General features: G+C 70.3%; 16 protein-coding genes. 8 read left to right on the forward strand and 8 right to left on the reverse strand.

From position 1 onward, the window contains the following. The first annotated feature begins 56 nt into the window (after positions 1-56). Positions 57-1,760, forward strand: coding sequence for a DEAD/DEAH box helicase (locus tag HV826_RS11430; protein ID WP_176417040.1), 1,704 nt, complete (start codon positions 57-59; stop codon positions 1,758-1,760). Positions 1,761-1,844: 84 nt separating this feature from the next. Here HV826_RS11430 and HV826_RS11435 read toward each other — a convergent pair whose 3' ends face one another. Next, positions 1,845-3,056, reverse strand: coding sequence for a PepSY-associated TM helix domain-containing protein (locus HV826_RS11435; RefSeq protein ID WP_176417041.1), 1,212 nt, complete (start codon positions 3,054-3,056; stop codon positions 1,845-1,847). Between the two features lie 167 nt (positions 3,057-3,223). Next, the gene (locus tag HV826_RS11440) at positions 3,224-3,712 is read right to left on the reverse strand and encodes an 8-oxo-dGTP diphosphatase (protein ID WP_176417042.1); all 489 of its coding nucleotides are present in this window, start codon (positions 3,710-3,712) and stop codon (positions 3,224-3,226) included. A 235-nt stretch (positions 3,713-3,947) separates the two neighbouring features. Here HV826_RS11440 and gltB point away from each other — a divergent pair, with 235 nt between their 5' ends. The 3 genes from gltB (at position 3,948) to rnk (ending at position 10,503) form a co-directional block, all read left to right on the forward strand. After that, positions 3,948-8,525, forward strand: a complete 4,578-nt coding sequence (gltB, locus tag HV826_RS11445) for a glutamate synthase large subunit (protein WP_176417043.1) — start codon at positions 3,948-3,950, stop codon at positions 8,523-8,525. After that, the gene (locus tag HV826_RS11450; protein ID WP_176417044.1) at positions 8,518-9,978 is read left to right on the forward strand and encodes a glutamate synthase subunit beta; all 1,461 of its coding nucleotides are present in this window, start codon (positions 8,518-8,520) and stop codon (positions 9,976-9,978) included. Before gltB ends, HV826_RS11450 begins: the two co-directional genes overlap by 8 nt. Before the next feature lie 108 nt (positions 9,979-10,086). Beyond that, positions 10,087-10,503, forward strand: coding sequence for a nucleoside diphosphate kinase regulator (gene rnk / locus HV826_RS11455; protein ID WP_163780562.1), 417 nt, complete (start codon positions 10,087-10,089; stop codon positions 10,501-10,503). Positions 10,504-10,561: 58 nt separating this feature from the next. On the opposite strand, the gene HV826_RS11460 is transcribed toward rnk, so the two are convergent. Both HV826_RS11460 and HV826_RS11465 read right to left on the reverse strand, forming a co-directional pair. Then, on the reverse strand, positions 10,562-11,323 hold the full coding sequence (locus HV826_RS11460) for a ParA family protein (protein WP_176417045.1): 762 nt from the start codon (positions 11,321-11,323) through the stop codon (positions 10,562-10,564). Positions 11,324-11,384: 61 nt separating this feature from the next. Next, the gene (locus HV826_RS11465) at positions 11,385-11,693 is read right to left on the reverse strand and encodes a c-type cytochrome (protein WP_176417046.1); all 309 of its coding nucleotides are present in this window, start codon (positions 11,691-11,693) and stop codon (positions 11,385-11,387) included. A gap of 125 nt (positions 11,694-11,818) precedes the next feature. Between HV826_RS11465 and HV826_RS11470 the strand changes: the two genes are divergently transcribed. Further along, positions 11,819-12,373: a hypothetical protein gene (locus HV826_RS11470; protein WP_368670892.1), complete on the forward strand. Its 555-nt coding sequence runs from the start codon at positions 11,819-11,821 to the stop codon at positions 12,371-12,373. A 31-nt stretch (positions 12,374-12,404) separates the two neighbouring features. Further along, a complete protein-coding gene (locus tag HV826_RS11475; RefSeq protein WP_176417047.1) occupies positions 12,405-13,976 on the forward strand; it encodes a GMC family oxidoreductase N-terminal domain-containing protein in 1,572 nt (523 codons plus the stop codon). Here HV826_RS11475 and HV826_RS11480 read toward each other — a convergent pair. The 4 genes from HV826_RS11480 to HV826_RS11495 all read right to left on the reverse strand — a co-directional run bounded on the left by HV826_RS11480 (position 13,960) and on the right by HV826_RS11495 (position 17,396). Then, the gene (locus HV826_RS11480) at positions 13,960-14,844 is read right to left on the reverse strand and encodes a hypothetical protein (RefSeq protein ID WP_176417048.1); all 885 of its coding nucleotides are present in this window, start codon (positions 14,842-14,844) and stop codon (positions 13,960-13,962) included. The two genes, HV826_RS11475 and HV826_RS11480, sit on opposite strands and share 17 nt — an antisense overlap. After that, on the reverse strand, positions 14,820-15,341 hold the full coding sequence (locus tag HV826_RS11485) for an NUDIX domain-containing protein (RefSeq protein WP_176417049.1): 522 nt from the start codon (positions 15,339-15,341) through the stop codon (positions 14,820-14,822). Before HV826_RS11485 ends, HV826_RS11480 begins: the two co-directional genes overlap by 25 nt. 12 nt (positions 15,342-15,353) lie before the next feature. Further along, entirely contained in the window at positions 15,354-16,352 is a 999-nt protein-coding gene (locus tag HV826_RS11490) for a radical SAM protein (RefSeq protein ID WP_176417050.1), read from the reverse strand. Between the two features lie 462 nt (positions 16,353-16,814). Continuing rightward, a complete protein-coding gene (locus HV826_RS11495; protein WP_176417051.1) occupies positions 16,815-17,396 on the reverse strand; it encodes a tRNA-uridine aminocarboxypropyltransferase in 582 nt (193 codons plus the stop codon). A gap of 104 nt (positions 17,397-17,500) precedes the next feature. On the opposite strand from HV826_RS11495, the gene lspA reads away from it, so the two are divergent. After that, the gene (gene lspA / locus HV826_RS11500; protein WP_176417052.1) at positions 17,501-18,010 is read left to right on the forward strand and encodes a signal peptidase II; all 510 of its coding nucleotides are present in this window, start codon (positions 17,501-17,503) and stop codon (positions 18,008-18,010) included. Positions 18,011-18,199: 189 nt separating this feature from the next. Further along, positions 18,200-19,033, forward strand: coding sequence for an MBL fold metallo-hydrolase (locus HV826_RS11505; RefSeq protein ID WP_176417053.1), 834 nt, complete (start codon positions 18,200-18,202; stop codon positions 19,031-19,033). Positions 19,034-19,046: the final 13 nt, after the last annotated feature.

A 19,046-nucleotide genomic window follows, 5' to 3' on the forward strand; every position in this document is an offset into this window, starting at 1 on the left:
CCCTCCCCCCATTCTGGGAGCGCACAAGACCACTGCTGGTGGTACAAGCCCAGGCCGTGAAAGCACCCCAGCCCCCCGCCCCTACCGAGGCCACCTTTGATTCCCTGGGCTTGAAGCCCGCGCTCGTCGAGGCGCTCAGCGCGCTCGGCTACGAGGAGCCCACCCCCATCCAGGCCGCCGCCCTCCCGCCGTTGCTCGCAGGAAAGGACCTGCTCGGCATCGCCGCCACCGGCACCGGCAAGACGGCCGCCTTCGCCCTACCCCTGCTCAACCAGGTGGAGCCCGGCGCCTGCCGGCCCAACACCACGTCCGCGCTGGTGCTGGTCCCCACGCGCGAGCTGGCCATGCAGGTCTCCGAGGCCATCCACCGCTACGGACAGAAGCTCGGCATCTCCGTGCTGCCCCTGTACGGCGGGCAGGTCATCGGGCAGCAGCTCCGCGTCCTCAAGCGCGGCGTGGACGTCGTCGTTGCCACCCCGGGCCGCGCGCTGGACCACCTGCGCCGCGGCACGCTCCAGCTCGATGACGTGCGCGTCGTCGTGCTCGACGAGGCCGACGAGATGCTCGACATGGGCTTCGCCGAGGACCTGGAGGCCATCCTCTCCGGCACGCCCGAGAACCGGCAGACGGCCCTCTTCTCCGCCACCCTCCCGCCGCGCATCGCCAGCATCGCCGAGCGTCACCTGCACGAGCCCGTGCGCGTGAAGATTGCCCGCGAGAAGGTGGAGCAGGGGGAGATCCCCCGCGTCCGCCAGACGGCCTACGTCGTCCCGCGCGCCTTCAAGATCGCCACCCTGGGCCGCCTGCTCGACGTGGAGTCCCCCACCGCCGCCATCATCTTCTGTCGCACGCGCACGGAAGTGGATGACCTCACCGTCTCCCTCAACGGCCGCGGCTGGCGCGCCCACGCCCTGCACGGCGGCATGACGCAGGAGCAGCGGGACCGCGTCATCAAGCAGCTCAAGTCCCAGGGCACCGACCTGCTCGTGGCCACCGACGTCGCGGCGCGCGGCCTGGACATCCCCCGCCTGTCGCACGTCGTGAACTTCGACGTGCCCAACGCGCCCGAGGCCTACGTGCACCGCATCGGCCGCACGGGCCGCGCCGGCCGCGAGGGCGTGGCCATCACCCTGGTGGAGCCCCGCGAGCACCGGCTGCTGCGCAACATCGAGCGCGTCACCGGCCAGCGCATTGAAGTGGCCACCGTGCCCACCGTCGCGGACATGCGCGAGAAGCGGCAGGAGCTGCTGCGCGCGTCCCTGCGCGAGACGCTGGTGGCCGGTGAGTACGACTCCCTCCGCAACGTGGTGGAGAGCCTGGCCAGCGAGTTCGACGCCATGGACATCGCCGCCGCCGCCGTGAAGCTCCTCCATGAGGCCCAGGACGAGGGCCGCGACTCGGAGGAGACGGAGATTCCCGTCGTCGCGCCGCCGCAGGAGCGCACGGGTAAGTTCGGAGCGCCCCCGGGACGCGCAGGCCGTCCGGAGCGGAGCCCGAGGGCTCGCGGTGTCCCGCCGACGTGGGACGTCACCCGCCTGTGGATTGGCGCCGGCCGTCACGCCGGTATTCGCCCCGCCGACCTGGTGGGCGCCATCGCCGGTGAGGCGGGCGTAGAGTCCTCCAAGATTGGCGCCATCCAGATTGGCGACAGCTTCTCGCTGGTAGAGGTGCCGGAGTCCGAGGCCAACCGCATCATCGCCGCGCTGAAGAACGCCACCCTGCGCGGCAAGAAGGTGCTCGTCCGCAAGGACCGGAACTGACCTTCCGACTCGGAGGGAAGCCCGCCTCGTGAGCAGGAGGATGACGAGGGAACCCGTCACGCTCACGAGGAGGGCTGAAATCCGTCAGGCCGCCGGCTCGGACTGCGCGGCGGCTTCTTCCCGAGGCTCGGTGTTCGTCCGGCGCCGGGAGAAGAACCGGCGCCACGACAGCGCGAAGCCCGTGTAGACGAGGAACACGCCGCCCAGCGACGCGATGGCGGCCACCAGTTGGCCCCAGAGCCCCAGCGCTTCTCCGGTGTGCAGGAAGCGCAGCCAGGTGCGCAGCTTCCGGCCGCTGTTGTAGTCCGCGTAGGTCTCCTGCTTCGCCACCTCGCCCGAGAAGGGGTTGAGTGACACCTGCGTGGAGGAGAACAGCGGCCACGCCTCCGCCTCGCGGAGGGTGACCGTCACCGCGTCCACGCCATCCGAGCCACCCTTTCCGCCCCGCGTTCCGCCGCCCAGGCGCAGCGTGGCGGACGACCAGGTGGGTGACGTCCTCTGCGCCTCGGCGATGAGGACGTCCAGCGGCTTGCGCGGCGTCTCCTCCGCGGGCGCGGGGACCTTCACCGTCGCCGAGCCCGGCGGCCCCTTCGCCGCGGGCGGCGTGTTGCCCGTCATGGTGAACACCAGGCTGGACGCCCACTTGTACGAGATGACCATGCCCGACGCCGTGAGCACGATGAGCACCGGCAGCGACCAGAAGCCGATGACGTTGTGCCAGTTCCAGTCGCGCGCCTTGCCCTTCAGCCCGCGCCGGAACCACAGCGACGGCCGCATCGCGCGCAGCGTCCACTTGCGCGGCCACCACAGGTACAGGCCGGAGATGGCCAGGAAGAGGAACACCGCGTTGCTCGCGCCGGTGACGGCCTTGCCCACCGCGCGGTTGTCACCGCCAGCGGCCAGCCACCGGTGAAGCTGCACGTTCCACTGGAAGAAGCCGCGCAGGCCCGTCGCGCCATTCCCCAGCACCTCGCCGGTGTAGGGGTTGACGTAGCTCACCGCGCCCCGGCCGATGCTCACGAGCACCGCGGACGTCGGCTCCGGATACACCGTCACCCCGGAGGGCTGCCCCTCCGAGCGCGACGCGTGGACGCGTTCGACCAGCTCCTCCACGGGGAGCCGGGGCGCGCCCGGAGACGGGAGCTGCACCGTCCGGACCTCCCGCTCCGCCCATTCGATGAGCTGCTTCTCGAAGGCGATGACCACGCCCGTGAAGGACATGATCGCAATCACCAGCCCGGTGGCGACACCGACGATGAGATGAATCCAGAAGAGGATGTTTCGAAAGGTCCGCACAGGCTCACGACAGGGAGAAGTTCACCGAAATGTCGAAATTGAGAATCGTTCTCATTTGCACAGCAAACGGGGATACCCCCCACGGCCCTCACCCGTCAACGCTCGCTGAGTAAACTTCCTACGCGCGCTGGAATGCCCGCCCGGTGCTCCACGGACGGTTCGCGCGCCTACAAGCGGCTGAAGGACCAGCTCAGCGCGCGGCCACCGGAGTACGGCATGACGCCATGGAACGGCCGGGGGTCGGCGTCGAACACCAGCGGCAGGAAGTGGCGGTCGCCGTCCCACAGGTTGAGGCCCTGCACGTCCGCCACCGGCACCCAGGAGAGGGAGCCCTCCGGGTTGCGCTCCAGCGGGGTGCCTTCGAAGCCGTCGATGCGAAACACGAAGCCCAGCCAGTCCTCTCCGTGCTTGCCGAAGCCCGGCCAGGAGATGGTGCCGCGCAGCACCATCCGCGTGCACTCGATGCCGGCCTCCTCGCGGAGCTCCCGGCGCATGCAGGCGGCCACGTCCTCGTCGCGCTCCAGCTTCCCGCCCAGGCCGTTGAACTTCCCGTAGTGGGCGTCCTCCGGGCGGGCGTTGCGGTGGACGAGCAGCACGCGCTGCCCGTCCGGCGACATCACGTAGCCGAGCGTGCCGATGATGGGCGTGTACGGCATGGGAGCGACCTCGCGCGGCGCGGCATCCAGGCGTCAACGCCCCTTGGCCACCGCCGGAATGTGACAGCGCGCGGCACTGTAGTTCATGCCGGGCCAGCCAGGTCCCTCCTCACCCCGCCCTCCTCGCACCCTGGGTAGGGACTTCCCTTTACGCCAGCCAACGCAGCGCGTTAGCGTGTTGCGACACAGCTTTATTATTGATGACATCCCGCGTCGTCGGGAAAGGGGACTCTAGATGTCGGCATTCCGCCCCGGTCGGTACGGCCTGTATGAGCCGGATACCGAGCATGACGCTTGCGGCGTGGGGTTCGTCGCCCACCTGAGAGGTGAGCGCTCGCGCGGCATCGTCGAGGACGCCCTGGAGCTCCTCAACCGGCTCAGCCACCGGGCGGCCGCGGGCAGGGACCCACGGACCGGCGACGGCGCCGGCATCCTGGTGCAGCTCCCCCACCGCTTCTTCGAGCGCGAGTCCCCGAAGCTGCCCTTCGCCCTCCCTCCGCGCCGGCACTATGGCGTGGGGCAGGTGTTCCTCCCGCCCGAGCCCGAGGCCCGGGCCGCCTGTGAGGCCGCCTTCGAGGAGGTCGTCGTACAAGAGGGGCAGCGCGTGCTCGGCTGGCGCGACGTGCCCGTGGACCCGGAGCACCTGGGCCCCGTGGCCCGAGAGGCCGCCCCCGTCATCCGCCAGCTCTTCGTGGCGCGCCGGCGCATGGTGCCCAGCGCCTTCGAGCGGAAGCTGTACCGCATCCGCAAGCTGACGGAGAAGCTCATCCAAGCGCGCGGCGTGGACCCCACGGGCCGCTTCCACGTGGCGTCGCTGTCGTCGGAGACGCTCGTCTACAAGGGCCTGCTGTTGCCGGCGGACCTGCCGCGCTTCTACTGCGACCTGCAGCAGCCGGACTTCGTGAGCGCGCTGGGCCTGGTCCACTCGCGCTTCTCCACCAACACCTTCCCCACGTGGGAGCTGGCGCAGCCGTTCCGCTTCATCGCGCACAACGGTGAAATCAACACCCTGCGCGGCAACCGGAACTGGATGACCGCGCGGCGCGGCCTGCTCCAGACGGCGCGCCTGGGCGGCAGCCTGGAGGCGCTCCAGCCCATCATCGTCCCGGGCAAGAGCGACTCGGCGCAGTTCGACAACATGGTGGAGCTGCTCTACCTGGGCGGCCGCCCCCTGCCCCACGCGCTGATGATGATGATTCCGGAGGCGTGGGAGGGCGACACGCAGATGTCCGACGAGCGGCGCGCCTTCTACGAGTACTCCTCCGCGCTGCTGGAGCCGTGGGACGGCCCCGCGGCCATCGCCTTCACGGACGGGCAGCTCATCGGCGCCACGTTGGATCGCAACGGCCTGCGCCCCGCGCGCTACCTCGTCACGGAGGACGACCGCATCATCCTCGCCTCGGAGATGGGCGTCATCGACGTGCCGCCCTCGCAGGTGCGCCGCAAGGGCCGCCTGACGCCGGGCCGCATGCTGCTGGTGGACACCACCGAGGGCCGCATCCTGGAGGACGAGGAGGTCAAGCGCGACATCACCACGCGCTGGCCCTACCGCCGCTGGCTCCAGCGCAACGTCTATACCTTCGACAACCTCCCCGCCGTCGCCGCCCCGGTGCGGCTGCGCGGCGAGGAGCTGTGGCGGGCCCAGCGCGCCTTCGGCTACACCGCCGAGGACGTGCGCTCGGTGCTCACGCCCATGGCGGAGACGGGCAAGGAGCCAGTGGGCTCCATGGGCACGGACACGCCGCTGGCGGTGCTCAGCGACCAGGCCCCCAGCCTCTTCTCCTACTTCCACCAGCTCTTCGCGCAGGTCACCAACCCGCCCATCGACCCGCTGCGCGAGTCGCTGGTGATGACGCTGGCCACCGCGCTGGGCCCGGAGAGCAACACCTTCGAGGAGACGCCGGAGCAGTGCCACCGGCTGTCCCTCCCCGGCCCCATCCTCACCAACGGACAGCTCGCGCGGCTGGCGGCCATCAACGACGAGGGCCTGTTCGAGACGCGCCGCCTGTCGCTCCTCTACGCCCTGGACGGCGGCGAGGGCGCGCTCGAGGCGGCGGTGGAGCAGCTCTGCCGCGAGGCCGTGGACGCGGTGGACGCCGGCGCCAGCATCCTGCTCTTGAGCGACCGCGGCGTGGACGCGGCGCACGCGGCCATTCCCGCGCTGCTGGCCATGTCCGCGGTGCACCAGCGGCTCGTCCGTGACGGCATCCGCATGTACACCGGCCTGCTGCTGGAGACGGCGGAGGCGCGCGAGGTGCACCACTTCGCCTGCCTGTTCGCCTACGGCGCCGCCGCGGTGAACCCGTACCTGGCGCTTGACACGCTCCGGGCCCTGGCGGACGGCGGCGAGCTGGCCGTGGACGCGGAGAAGGCACAGGACCGCTTCATCCGCGCCGTGGAGGAAGGCCTGCTCAAGGTGATGTCGAAGATGGGCATCTCCACGCTCCAGTCCTACCGCGGCGCGCAGCTCTTCGAGGCCGTGGGGCTCCAGCGCTCGCTGGTGGAGCGGCACTTCACCGGCACGGCGTCGCGCGTGGAGGGCGTGGGCCTGCCGGAGCTGGGGCGCGAAGTGCAAGAGCGCCACACCCGAGGCTTCGGCGCGGAAGCGGACGTGGAGGCCGGCATGCTGCCCGTGGGCGGCCAGTACCGCTGGCGCCGGCTGGGCGAGCGGCACAAGTGGAACCCGGCCACCATCGCCAGGCTCCAGGCGGCGGTGCGCGCGAATGACGCCGCCACCTTCGCGGAGTACTCGCGGCTGGCGGACGACGAGACGCGCGAGCACTGCAACCTGCGCGGCCTGCTCGAAGTCTCCCACGAGGGCCGCGCGCCGGTGCCCCTGGAGGAGGTGGAGCCGGCGCGCGCCATTGCCCGGCGCTTCGTCACCGGCGCCATGTCCTTCGGCTCCATCAGCGCGGAGGCGCACGAGACGCTGGCCATCGCCATGAACCGGCTGGGCGGGCGCTCCAACAGCGGCGAGGGCGGCGAGGAGTCGCGGCGCTACACCCGGGACGAGCACGGCGATTCGCGCCGCAGCGCCATCAAGCAGGTGGCCAGCGCGCGCTTCGGCGTCACCACGGAGTACCTGGTCAACGCGGACGAGCTCCAAATCAAGGTGGCCCAGGGCGCCAAGCCCGGCGAGGGTGGCCAGCTGCCCGGCCACAAGGTGGATGAGCGGATCGCCCGCGTGCGCTGGTCCACGCCGGGCGTGACGCTCATCTCGCCGCCGCCGCACCACGACATCTACTCCATCGAGGACCTGGCGCAGCTCATCTACGACCTCCAGTCGGTGAACCCGGCCGCGCGGGTCAGCGTGAAGCTGGTGAGCGAGGTGGGCGTGGGCACCATCGCCGCGGGCGTGGCCAAGGCTGGCGCCAGCTGCGTGGTCATCTCCGGCTACGAGGGCGGCACGGGCGCCTCGCCGCTGTCCAGCATCCAGCACGCGGGCCTGCCCTGGGAGCTGGGGCTGGCGGAGACGCAGCAGGTGCTGGTGCACAACGGGCTGCGCTCGCGCATCCGCGTGCAGGCGGACGGCGGCATGCGCACCGCGCGCGACGTGCTGGTGGCCGCGCTCCTGGGCGCCGAGGAGTTCGGCATGGCCACCGCCAGCCTGGTGGCCGTGGGCTGCATCATGCTGCGCAAGTGCCACCTCAACACGTGCTCGGCGGGCATCGCCACGCAGGACGCGGGGCTGCGCGAGCGCTTCCAGGGCAAGCCCGAGGACGTGGTGAACTTCTTCCTCCTCATCGCGGAGGACCTGCGCCAGCGGATGGCCGCCCTGGGCGCCCGCACCCTGGAAGAACTGGTGGGCCGCGTGGACCTGCTCCGGCAGCGCCCGGCGGTGGACCACTGGAAGGCCCGGCGCGTGGACCTGTCCGGGCTGCTGGCCGCGCCGGCCGCGCCGGACAGCGAGCCGCGCCACTGCACCACGCCGCGCATCAAGGACGTGTCCGACCACCTGGACCACGCGCTGCTGCGCGACGCCCGCGGGGTGCTGGACGGCGGGCCGCCCATGCTGCTCACCGTGCCGGTGGCCAACTCCCACCGCGCAGTGGGCGCCCTGCTGTCGGGTGAGATTGCCCGGCGTCACGGGGGCCAGGGGCTGCCGGATGGCCGGCTCCATGTGCGGATGAAGGGCTCCGCGGGCCAGAGCTTCGGAGCCTTCGTGGTGAAGGGCGTGACGCTGGAGCTGGAGGGCGACGCCAACGACTACGTGGGCAAGGGCCTGTCCGGCGGGCGCATCATCGCCTACCCGCCGCAGGCCAGCCGCTTCACCGCCGAGGAGAACGTGCTGGTGGGCAACACCGCGCTCTACGGCGCCACGGCCGGCGAGGTGTACCTGCGGGGGCTCGCGGGGGAGCGCTTCGCGGTGCGCAACAGCGGCGCGCAGGCCGTCGTGGAGGGCGTGGGCGACCACGGCTGCGAATACATGACGGGCGGCGCGGTGGTGGTGCTGGGCCCCACCGGGCGCAACTTCGCGGCCGGCATGAGCGGCGGCATCGCCTATGTGCTCGACCGAGACCAGTCCTTCCGGCAGCGCTGCAACCTGGAGATGGTGGAGCTGGAGTCCCTGGTGGACGAGTCCGAAATCTGGCTGGTGCACGGCATGGTGGAGCGGCACCTGCATCACACAGGCAGCGCGCTGGCGCGGCGGGTGTTGGACAACTGGGAGCTGATGGTGCCGCGCTTCGTGAAGGTGATGCCCACGGACTACAAGCGGGTCCTCCAGGCACGGCGCGCGGCGCGCAGACCGCCGGAGTCCACATCCGCTGCCGCTGCCCCGGTCCGGGGCGGGGAGGGCCTGAGCCATGGGTAAGCCGACGGGATTCATCGAGTGGGAGCGCGTCCACGCGGACAAGCGGGACACGGCGGACCGGCTGGGCGACTGGCGCGAGTTCGCGCTGCCGCTGGCCCCCGACGAGGCGAAACGGCAGGCGGGCCGCTGCATGGACTGTGGCGTCCCCTTCTGTCACCAGGGCTGTCCCCTGGGGAACCTCATCCCCGACTTCAACGAGGCCGTGTTCCGTGGGCGCTGGCGCGAGGCGTATGACTTGCTCAGCCGCACCAATGGCTTCCCGGAGATGACGGGCCGGCTGTGCCCGGCGCCGTGCGAGGCCGCGTGCGTGCTCGCCATCGACCGGGACCCGGTCACCATCGAGCAGTTGGAGAAGGAGATTGTCGAGCGGGCCTTCAAGGAGGGCTGGGTGACGCCCCGGCCGCCGGCGCGCCGCACCGGGAAGACGGTGGGCGTGGTGGGCTCCGGGCCCGCGGGGCTGGCGGCGGCGGCGCAGCTCAACGCGGCCGGACACACCGTCACCGTGTATGAGCGGGACGCCCATGCGGGCGGCCTGCTGCGCTACGGCATCCCCGACTTCAAGCTGGAGAAGTCCGTGGTGGACCGGCGCCTGGCGTTGATGGAGGCGGAGGGCATCACCTTCGTCACCGGCGTGGACGTGGGCGGGGCCCTGAGCTACCGCGAGCTGCGCGCGAAGCATGACGCGCTGGTGCTGGCCCTGGGCGCGCGCCGTCCGCGCGAGCTGGAGGTCCCCGGACGCGAGCTGTCCGGCGTCGTCCAGGCCATGGAGTACCTGGAGCACCAGAACCGGCTCGTCTCGGGGCATGGCCAGAAGGATTCGCGCCTGGACGCGGCGGGCCGGCACGTCGTGGTGCTGGGCGGCGGCGACACCGGCTCGGACTGCCTGGGCACCGCGCTGCGCCAGGGCGCGGCGAGCGTGCGGCAGGTGGAGCTGCTCCCCGCGCCGCCCGCGGTGCGCGCGGAGGGCAACCCCTGGCCGAGGTGGCCGGTCATCTTCCGCACCTCCACCAGCCAGGAGGAAGGCGGCGAGCGCCGCTTCGCGCTGATGACGAAGCGGCTGACGGGCAGCGACGGACGGCTCCAGGCGCTGCACGCCGTGGAAGTCGAGTTCCAGCCCGAGCCCGGCGCCCTGCCCCGCCTCATCGAGCGTCCCGGCACCGAGGTGACCTTCGAAGCGGACCTGCTGGTGCTGGCCATGGGCTTCACCGGGCCCGAGGCGGGCAACCTCTCCGAGGCGCTGGGGGTGAAGCTGTCGCCCCGCGGCACGGTGCAGGTGGACGCGCGCTTCGCCACGTCCGCGGACGGGGTGTTCTGCGCCGGGGACGCGAGCCGGGGCGCCAGCCTCATCGTCTGGGCCCTGTCGGACGGCCGCGAAGCCGCCAAGGCCTGCGATGCCTATCTTTCCGGGGGGCGCTCCGTGCTGCCCACCCGGGGCGCCGACTGCGCCTTCTGAGCGAAGTTGGACGCCCGGGTCGTTTTGGGAACGACTCGGGAATAAACCGTGGGCTGGGCAGTTAGAATGGGCTTAACCCATAACTTCCTCCCACAGGAGGCCCGTGACATGGCCAGCGAGCAGTCCCTCATCGTGACCGAAACCGACCTGGAGCGCCTGCGCCAGGTGGTGGACCACAACGGAGGCGGCCGGACGGCTGAGTTCGCGGAAATGCTCGACGCGGAGCTGACCCGGGCTCGCGTCGTGCCTTCGGAAGCGATCCCACCTGAAGTCGTGACGATGAACAGCAAGGTCGTCTTCGAGGACGAACAGTCAGGAGAGCGCCGGGAGGTCACCCTCGTCTACCCGCGCGACGCCAGCAGCGACGACGGCCGCATCTCCGTGCTGGCCCCCATCGGCAGCGCGCTCATCGGCCTGTCCGTGGGGCAGTCCATCACCTGGCCGCTGCCGGGCGGACGCTCCAAGCGGCTGCGCATCGTCGCGGTGCCGTACCAGCCCGAGGCCTCGGGCCACTACCACCTCTGATTCGGCTTCGCCTGGACGGCACCGTGCGCCCTCGTGGCGGACGGTGCCGTTCGCCGTTTCAGCGCAGGCCCACGCGCTTCGCCAGCTCCTGCGCCAGGGCCCGCAGCTCCTCCACGCCGGCCGCCTGGGGGCTCGTGTCGAACACCACCTCGTAGCCCAGCCCCGCCTGGTTGATGGACTCCGAGCGCGGAATGCGCGCCCGGAGCACGGGCACCGTGGACTCGCTCAGCGCGCCCTCCATGGCCTCGTTGGTGGCGGTGGTGCGGCGGTCCCACAGGTTCACCACCGCGACCAGCTCGCCGCCCTGCTCGCGGACGTCCCGCCACGCGGTCTCGATTTCCCCCAGGCCCTGGAGCGCGAAGGCGCCGGTGGGCACGGGGGCCACGACCAGGTCCGCGGAGGCGAGCACGGCCTCGGTGTAGGCGCCGATGCTGGGCGGGGTGTCCGCGAGGATGACGTCCGGCGTCCACCCCAGCGTCTTGAGCGCGCGCGGAATGGCCTGGAGGCGGTGGCCCCACTGGAACAGCTCGCGCTCCTGGGCGGCCATGCGCGGCGCGGCGGGGGCGATGAAGAGGCCGGGCCGCTTCGGTGAAGCCACCACCACCTGCGCCAGCGTGTGCTTGGGACGGGGCCCGAGCGCGTCCCCCACGCACGGGCCCTCCCGGCTCTCCAGCCCCAGGACCAGCGACGCATGGGCCTGCGGGTCCAGGTCCAGCAGCAGCACCTGGCGCCCGGCATCCGCGAGAGCCGCCGCCACATGCGCGCAGAGCGTCGTCTTGCCGACGCCGCCCTTGATGGTGGAGAACGCGATGAACGCCATGCCCCGGTCTATACCGGACGTCCCACGGAGAGAGAAGCCACGGGCAGCGGCGGTTCACGCCCTACTTCTGCGTCATGATCCACTTCACCAGCGCGCGCGCCTCGGCCTCCGACACCTGGGCGTTCGCCGGCATCGGAATGGCGCCCCAGACGCCGCTGCTGCCCTTGCGCACTCGCTGCGTCAGCTTGTCCTCCACGCCCTCCTGCTTCGCATAGCGGGCGGCAATCTCCTTGAACGAGGGACCGACCAGCCGCGCCGTCGCGGAATGGCACGTCGAGCAGTTCTTGACCTTCGCGAGCTCCTCGCTCGCGAACGCCACGTTGGACACCGACGCCACCGTGAAAACAGTCAGCCACAGAAAACGCTTCATTGAAGTCTCCAGTCCGCACAGCATATCAAGGCCGACCGACAGTAAACGAAGCAATGTCCGCAACCCTTGCTTCCCCTGGGAAGACTGGGGCAGCATGGGGGGCTGAGCGCGTCATGAATAACGCCGTGAAACCACCTCCCTCCACTGAGACTGTGCTGACGGAAGCACTGCTGAATCGCAGACAGCTCCTGCAGTGGTTGGGAATCGGCGTGGTGGCCTCCAGTTGTGGCGCGCTTCGCCCGCGGCTCGCGCCTCCCACGGTGGGCGCGGCGCCCCTCCAGCTCATCGCGCCCGACAGCGCGGGGCCCCTCCCCGACGACGTGCGGGAGGTCCTGCTCGACACGGCCCGCCGGCTCTCACGCTTCGTGGGAATGGACGGTCAGCTCGACGAGTCGCTGCTGGAAGGCCATCTGCGCCTCAAGTGCGAGGAGCGTCCCTCGTACCTGGCCACCTACACCCGCTTCGCGGCGGAAGTGAAGCGGCCCGAGCAGCTCTCGGTGGAGTGGCTCTCGGAGCTGCCGGAGCTCCACCGCGTGAAGGTCGTGGGTGAGCTGGCCATCATGTCCCTGGTCGGCGGGGGCTTCCGGACGTTTGGCTTCGGCAACATGAATGGCCACATGGGCGGGCTCTGGCACGAACCGCGCGAGTCTGGCTCCTTTCACGCCTCGGACGACCTGTAGTCAGCGCTGCCGCTGACAGGAATTGACAACCATGAGGCTGTGTATCGTCGGAAGTGGGGTCGCCGCGGTCATCACCGCCCGCGCCGCGCTGGAGCGGGGCTACGAGGTGGTGATGCTGGAGGCCGGTCCTCGCACGCCCATGCGGGACTCGCGCCGCTGGCTGGACTTCGTCACCACGGGCGTGCGGCCCTACCACGCCTGTGAGGACGCGCAGGGTGACGCCAACTCCCGCCCCGGTGTCCAGCCCGAGCGCGACCACTTCCTCATCAAGGGCAGCCGGCTCATGGCGGTGGGCGGATCCACGCTGCACTGGAGCGGCTGGACGCCCCGCCTCCAGCCCGAGGACCTGGAGCTGCGCACGCGCACCGGCAAGGGAAACGATTGGCCCTTCGGCTACGCCCAGCTCGAGCCCTATTACGGCCAGGCCGAGTCCCTGCTGAACGTCACCGGTCCCCACGCGCCCGCGGACGGACATCCCACGCCCTGGCGCTCGCGGCCCTTCAAGTGGAACAGCCCGCCGTATCCCATCGAGTCGGAGCCGGTGCGCCACGCCCTGAAGGCCCTGGGCATCACCTACGACCACATCCCCATGTCGCGCAGAGGCCCCGGCGGCGAGGGCGTGGGCGGCCCGTGCATGTCGTTTGGCACGTGCCGGTATTGCCCGATGGGCGCGCGCTTCGACCCCACCCTGCTGCTGGCGGACATGGAGTCCCACCCGGGCTTCCGGTTGCTGGCGAGCAGCCCGGTGCTGGCCGTGCGCATGGCGGGTGAGGTGGCCCAGGGCGTCACCTACCGCACCGCCAAGGGCGAGACGGCCACGCTGGACGCGGACGCCGTGCTGGTGGCCGCGGGCGCCCTGGAGACGCCCAAGCTGCTGTGGCACTCGGGCTTCGACGAGCAGCGCCTGCCCGCGCTCGGGCGCTACCTGATTACCCACCCGATGCTGAAGCTCGAAGGCAAGCTGGCGAAGCCACCCCGGGCGTTCAACGGGCGCGAGGTCCCCATGCCCGCCCTCTTCTCGCGGCACTTCGACACGCCGGAGCAGCAGGCCGCCGGGAAGATGATCTTCTCCGAGTACCCGGAGGAGCCGGACCTGCAGGCCTGGGTCCGCAAGGAGCAGCTGGCGCCCGAGTACATCGCCTCGTTCGGCCGGGAGAGCCGGCTCAACCTCCATGGCTTCATCGAGGAGTTCCCCCAGGCGGAGAACCGCCTGCGCTTCACGGGCACGCCGGGCGAGCGCCGGGTGGAGCTTCACTACGCGGTGGACGCGGGGTTCGCCGCGCGCTGGCAGTGGATGACCGACACCTTGATGCAGGTGATGAAGACCGCGGGCTGCCGCGAGTCGGAGGTCTGGGTTTCGGGCGTGATTCGCCGGGCGGACCACTCGGTGGGCACGGCGCGCTTTGGCCAGGGGCCGGACTCGGGCGTCGTGGACGGCAGGCACCTCGTCTTCGGGACGAAGAACCTGTTCGCCCTCACCAACGGCAACTTCCCGAACAACGGCGCCATCAACCCGACGCTGACGCTCACCGCCCTCGCGCTGCGCTTCGCGGACCAGGTGCTGCCTGACCTGGCGTCGCCACGCGCTACAGCGCGGCCTTGAGCACGGCCAACGAGACGATGGCCACGACGGCGAACACCTCGCGCCGCGCGGGCGCCTCCTGGATGAAGGCGTTGGCGAACACCAGGGAGAACAGCGTCACCGAGTTGAGGATGGGCCAGGCGACGACGCGGTTTCCCGCCGCCAGGGCCATGACGAAGGCGACCTGATTGCCCACGGTGAAGAGGGCGCGCACGAGCAGGCTGGTGCGCGCGCGGCCGTCCACGACCAGCTCGCTCAACCGCGCCCCCAGCGTCCCCCGAGCGCCGAAGAGGAGCAGCAACACCAGGCAGGCCGCGCTCCGCCAGAACATCAAGGCGGTGCTCACCTCCAGGTTGGACGCCACGCCCGAAGGCTGGCCCTGGAAGAAGAGCTCCCCGCAGAGGCTCTGCACGACGACGGCCGCGGTGATGAAGAACGCCGGCAGCCACAGGGCGCGACGGCTGTCCGAGCCACCTCCCGCCGCCAGCAGCGAGCAGCCGGACACCGCGAGGGCGAACAGGTACTCGGTCCAGTGCACCGTGCGGCCGGACAGCATGAGCGCCAGGGGGATGAGCACATCCCCGACGCGCGAGGCGATGTTCACCCGGGCGACCGTGAGGTTCCGGAAGCCGAAGGAGAAGGCGAAGGCCACCCCCTGGACGCTCACCGCGAACAGCGCGAGCCTCGCGTTGCCGTAGAGCGCCCACCCCGCCCTGTCCTCCATGGGCAGCAGCGGCGTCAGCGCCGCCAGCAAGAGGAACGGGACGAAGTTGTTGGCGAAGTTGAGGACGAGGATGGACTGGCGGCGGAGCCCGTAGCTGAGCCGGTCGAAGACGCTGTTCCCCGACCGCAGCAGGACGGAGGTCAGCGAGTAGAGGACGGTTTCCATCGCGTCCGCGCGTCCGCGCTCGGCCCGGGGAAGAGGCGCTCCAGACAGGGCCACAGCTGGGGATGACAGGGCTCATCCAGCAGGCGCCCCAGCTCGTCCGGCGCCAGGAAGAGGCCCCCGTCCACCTCCCGCTCGGAGAAGCGCAGCGGGCCCTCCAAGCGGGCGCGGTAGAGGAAGATGCGCCGGTGGTGCCCATCGTCGAAGACGAACTCGGCCACGGGCGCCAACGGGCCCTCCAGGCCCAGCTCCTCCAGGAGCTCCCGCCGGGCGGCCTCCAGGGGCGCCTCGCCCGCGCTCACGTGGCCTCCCGCGGACGTGCACAGGTGGCCGGGCATGAAGGTCATGTGCCGGGAGCGCCGCTGCAGGAAGACCTTGCCGTCGTCGCGCTCCACCAGCACATGCACGATGCGGTGGGGCAGCTTCTGGCCGTAGATCTGGTCGCGGGGCGCGCGCCCCACCACCTGCCCCTGGGGGTCGATGACGTCAATCAGCTCCATGCCGCGGACATCCTATGCGACCAGGGGCTCGCGGCCTTGCACGGGAATGACCTCGATGCGGTCCCCCACCCACTTCCGGAGGTGTGCGTCCAGGTCGTAGTTCTCTTGCCTCCAGCCGTCCTGGACGGTGCCCGTCACCAGGGAGCTGAAGAAGAGCTTCTTGCCGGTGACGATCTCCTCGGTGCCCATGATGCCGTCTGGCCAGATGAGGAAGTAGTAGCGGCTGTAGTTGACGGTGCGGTCCGACAGGCGAATCTGCATGTCCGGGTAGCGCTCCCGCAGCCGCTCCACGGCCGCGGTGACGTGCGACGTCTCCTCGGGCATCAGCTCGCCGTAGATGTGATAGGCGCGGCCGGCGGAGAGCGTCCAGGAGATGGCCCAGTCGCGGATGCCCCGCTCGTAGATGAACTGGGCCAGCTCCTCGACATGCTGGCTGTTGTGGCGGTTGAGACAGGTCAGGATTCGCGGCGCCACGCCATGGTCCACGCACAGGCCCATGGCCCGGAGCGTCTCCTGGTAGGTGTTGCCCTTGGCGCTACGGCTGGGGCGAATCTCGTTGTTGACCCGCTCGTCCATGGAATCGAGGCTGATCTCCACGCGCGTGCAGCGAGACACCGTCTTCATCATCTGCTGCGTCAGGAAGGTGCCGTTGGTGCCGAGGATGGTGGCGACACCATGGTCCGTGAGCTTGTCGATGACGTTCAGGGTGTCTCGGCGCATCAAAGGCTCACCGCCTGAGAGAATCTGTCGCATGATTCCCGCGCGGATGATCTCGTCGGCCACCTTGAGCTGCTGGGGCGTGGAGAGCCGCTTCGACGGCAGGTCCTCGACGTTCCCGTAGCAGTGGATACATTTGAGGTTGCACGGCGCGGTGACCAGCCATCCACAACCGATGGGACTTCGCGGCACAGGTACACAGCCCTCGAACACCTTCGCCGAGAACTCATCGCGGAGGTTGTCGTAGATGATGGTGCCCCAGCTCTCCTGGCGCTCTCTGATGCGTGCGGACATGGCGTGGAATGAAGTACGGCTTCGCAGCCATCAATGGGCCGCAGAGCCTTGGTTGACGAATCTGAGCCGCCCAATTGAAAGGCTCACCGCACCCAGGAGGGCGCCCATGCCGGCGTCGGCATGGATACAGCCACATCCGCCCAGCAGCGCCCCCGAAGCTCCCGGGGACCCTCCCCCTCATCACTTCTTGAAAATAGAAGAGCCAGCCTACGCTGACGTCACAGAGACGTTACGTGAATTTTACTTTGTCCGCAAGTGCAAGTTTTCCTGATTTTTCACGAGGTACACGAAGGCGTCTCATCCGCGGCAGCATTCTCTTTAACTCACGCCTCTGACATCGCGGTGGCGGACGCCGCCGCGAGCCCCCGGCAACACAATCACAGACATCCTGAGCCGCCCCATACCCGCTCAAGCGCGTGCCCCGTCACGACGACACGGCGCGGAGCGCGGCTCCCGGGGGACTCAATACAAGGTCCCACACTCGGCGATCCGCTGGACCCGGAGCGCGGCCAGCCGCGCCAGGGGCAAGGCCACCTCGGGCCCTTCCAGCGCCGCCACCGCGCGAGCCACGGCATCCAGGGTGGACATCCCGGAGGGGTGCGAGGGCTCGCGGAGCCGAAGCAGGCCGGGCTCCGGTGGCGGCAGCGCCAGGCGAGGAAGCGTCCGCAGCAGGGGGAGCCGCTGGGTCATCCGCCGGGCCTGGGACCAGCTCGCATCCAGCACCACCAGCTGCCGCGGCGGGGGCGCACCTGGGGGCGCGGCGGGCCCATCCGGATAGAGCAGCCAGGTCCCGGGCTCGGAGAGCAGCTCCAGCTCCGAGTTCCCCGTGGGTGCGCCGTGGATGATGCGCTTCGAGTTCACCAGCGCCAGCACGGCCACACCACCGGTGTTGCTCTTCTTCGCGATCTCCATCACGTGTTGCAGGAAGAGGATTCGCGTCCGTGTGTGGATCTGGGGGATCTCGTCACACAGACACAGGTGCAGCGACAGGTTGCAGCGGGAACACCGCGGGCGGCTGACGAGACGGGATGACACTGCCCCCATCTTGGTGCTGCCTCTGGAGGAACAGAAGCGCTCGTTTCCCAGGCAGGCGGACTGAGACTCCGGGTGGTTGTCGGGCCCCGGCAATTGTAGGAGGCTGCGCCGCAATGACTCCGGACCGTCGAAAGTACCTGGTCGTGGGCGGGCTGGCCACGATGCTCCTCATCCTCGACCAGTGGACGAAGGTCCTGGTCCGCGAGCACGTGAAGCCCCTGGGCGCCTTCGGCATGAGCGTCTTCGGCGACGTCCTCCGCTTCCAGTACGTGGAGAACACCGGCATCACCTTCGGCATGTTCCGGTCGCTGCCCTACGCCCAGCTCATCCTCAGCGCGGTGGCCATCCCCGTCTTCCTCCTGGTCATCCACCTGGTCCGCCAGACGCCCGCGGACCATTACCGGCTGCACGTCGCGCTCGGCCTCGTCGGCGGCGGTATCGGCAACCTGATTGACCGCGTCCGCCTGGGCAGCGTGACGGACTTCGTCGTCGCGGACTTCGGGTTCTGGCCGCTCAACCCCTGGTATGCCTTCAACGTCGCGGACGCCGCGCTCGTCGTCGGCGCCATCTTGATGGCCTTCGACTCCCGCCGTCCGCAGCCAGCCCCCGCCGCCACCGCGTAGACACGGGGCCCTCAGCACCAGTTTGGATCGCCCGCACCAGCCAGGCGCGCTCCATTCTGGAGCACCGGTAGGCCCCCCCGTGGCTCGCGCTCCTGATTCCAGACACTTGGAAATGGCACACCCCGTGCTCTGAAGCGCTGGGCATGAGGGCGTCCCAGGCGGAGGCCCCCCCATTCAAGGAGCCTCACGATGGAAGTCCGGTTTCATGGCGTTCGGGGGAGCATCGCGGTGTCGGGCTCGCGCATTGGCGGCAACACGGCCTGCGTGGAAGTCACCAGCCAGGGCCACCGGCTCATCCTGGACGCGGGCACGGGACTCCGCGCGCTGGGCGAAGTCATGATGCGCGAGGGCGCGCCCCAGAAGGCCACGCTCTTCTTCTCGCACCTGCATTGGGACCACGTGCAGGGCTTCCCCTTCTTCACGCCGGCATACCTGCCCACGTCCGAGCTGACGCTCTACGGCCCGGGGGCGAATGGGGCCCAGGCGCTCCAGTCCGAGCTGGCCGCGCAGATGCAACCGCCCCACTTCCCGGTGCCGCTCTCCACCATGCGCTCGCGGATGGACTTCCGCTCCGCGCTGCACGCCCGGCCCGTGGAGGTGGGCCCCTTCCGCGTCACGCCCATCGACGTGCCGCACCCGCAGGGATGTCTGGCCTACCGCGTGGAGGCGGATGGACACTCGTTCGTCTATGCCACCGACGTGGAGGTGCGCGTGGAGGACCTGGCCCCGGAGGTGGGGCGGCTCTTCGAGAGCGCGGATGTCCTATGCCTGGACGCGCAGTACACGCCGGACGAATACGAGGGCCGCAAGGGGATGTCGAAGAAGGGCTGGGGCCACTCGACGATGATGGACGCGGCGGGCGTGGCCGGGCTCGTGGGCGCGCGCCGGCTGTGCCTCTTCCACCATGACCCGGCGCACGGTGACGACGTGCTCGAGGACATGGCGGAGCAGGCGCGCGCGCTCTTCCCCGTCTGCGAGCCCGCGCGAGAGGGCCAGCGGCTGGTGCTGGGCCGCGCGGCCTGAGAAGGGCGGCCCC

This window comes from Myxococcus sp. AM010 (genome assembly GCF_013372585.1).
GTDB classification, from domain to species: domain Bacteria; phylum Myxococcota; class Myxococcia; order Myxococcales; family Myxococcaceae; genus Myxococcus; species Myxococcus vastator.

Coding starts and splice junctions, on each gene's coding strand:
- HV826_RS11440 (WP_176417042.1), bottom strand. CDS start 3,712: ATGCCGTACACGCCCATCATCGGCACGCTCGGCTACGTGATGTCGCCG.
- gltB (WP_176417043.1), top strand. CDS start 3,948: ATGTCGGCATTCCGCCCCGGTCGGTACGGCCTGTATGAGCCGGATACC.
- HV826_RS11450 (WP_176417044.1), top strand. CDS start 8,518: ATGGGTAAGCCGACGGGATTCATCGAGTGGGAGCGCGTCCACGCGGAC.
- rnk (WP_163780562.1), top strand. CDS start 10,087: ATGGCCAGCGAGCAGTCCCTCATCGTGACCGAAACCGACCTGGAGCGC.
- HV826_RS11460 (WP_176417045.1), bottom strand. CDS start 11,323: ATGGCGTTCATCGCGTTCTCCACCATCAAGGGCGGCGTCGGCAAGACG.
- HV826_RS11465 (WP_176417046.1), bottom strand. CDS start 11,693: ATGAAGCGTTTTCTGTGGCTGACTGTTTTCACGGTGGCGTCGGTGTCC.
- HV826_RS11475 (WP_176417047.1), top strand. CDS start 12,405: ATGAGGCTGTGTATCGTCGGAAGTGGGGTCGCCGCGGTCATCACCGCC.
- HV826_RS11480 (WP_176417048.1), bottom strand. CDS start 14,844: ATGGAAACCGTCCTCTACTCGCTGACCTCCGTCCTGCTGCGGTCGGGG.
- HV826_RS11485 (WP_176417049.1), bottom strand. CDS start 15,341: ATGGAGCTGATTGACGTCATCGACCCCCAGGGGCAGGTGGTGGGGCGC.
- HV826_RS11490 (WP_176417050.1), bottom strand. CDS start 16,352: ATGTCCGCACGCATCAGAGAGCGCCAGGAGAGCTGGGGCACCATCATC.
- HV826_RS11495 (WP_176417051.1), bottom strand. CDS start 17,396: ATGGGGGCAGTGTCATCCCGTCTCGTCAGCCGCCCGCGGTGTTCCCGC.
- lspA (WP_176417052.1), top strand. CDS start 17,501: ATGACTCCGGACCGTCGAAAGTACCTGGTCGTGGGCGGGCTGGCCACG.
- HV826_RS11505 (WP_176417053.1), top strand. CDS start 18,200: ATGGAAGTCCGGTTTCATGGCGTTCGGGGGAGCATCGCGGTGTCGGGC.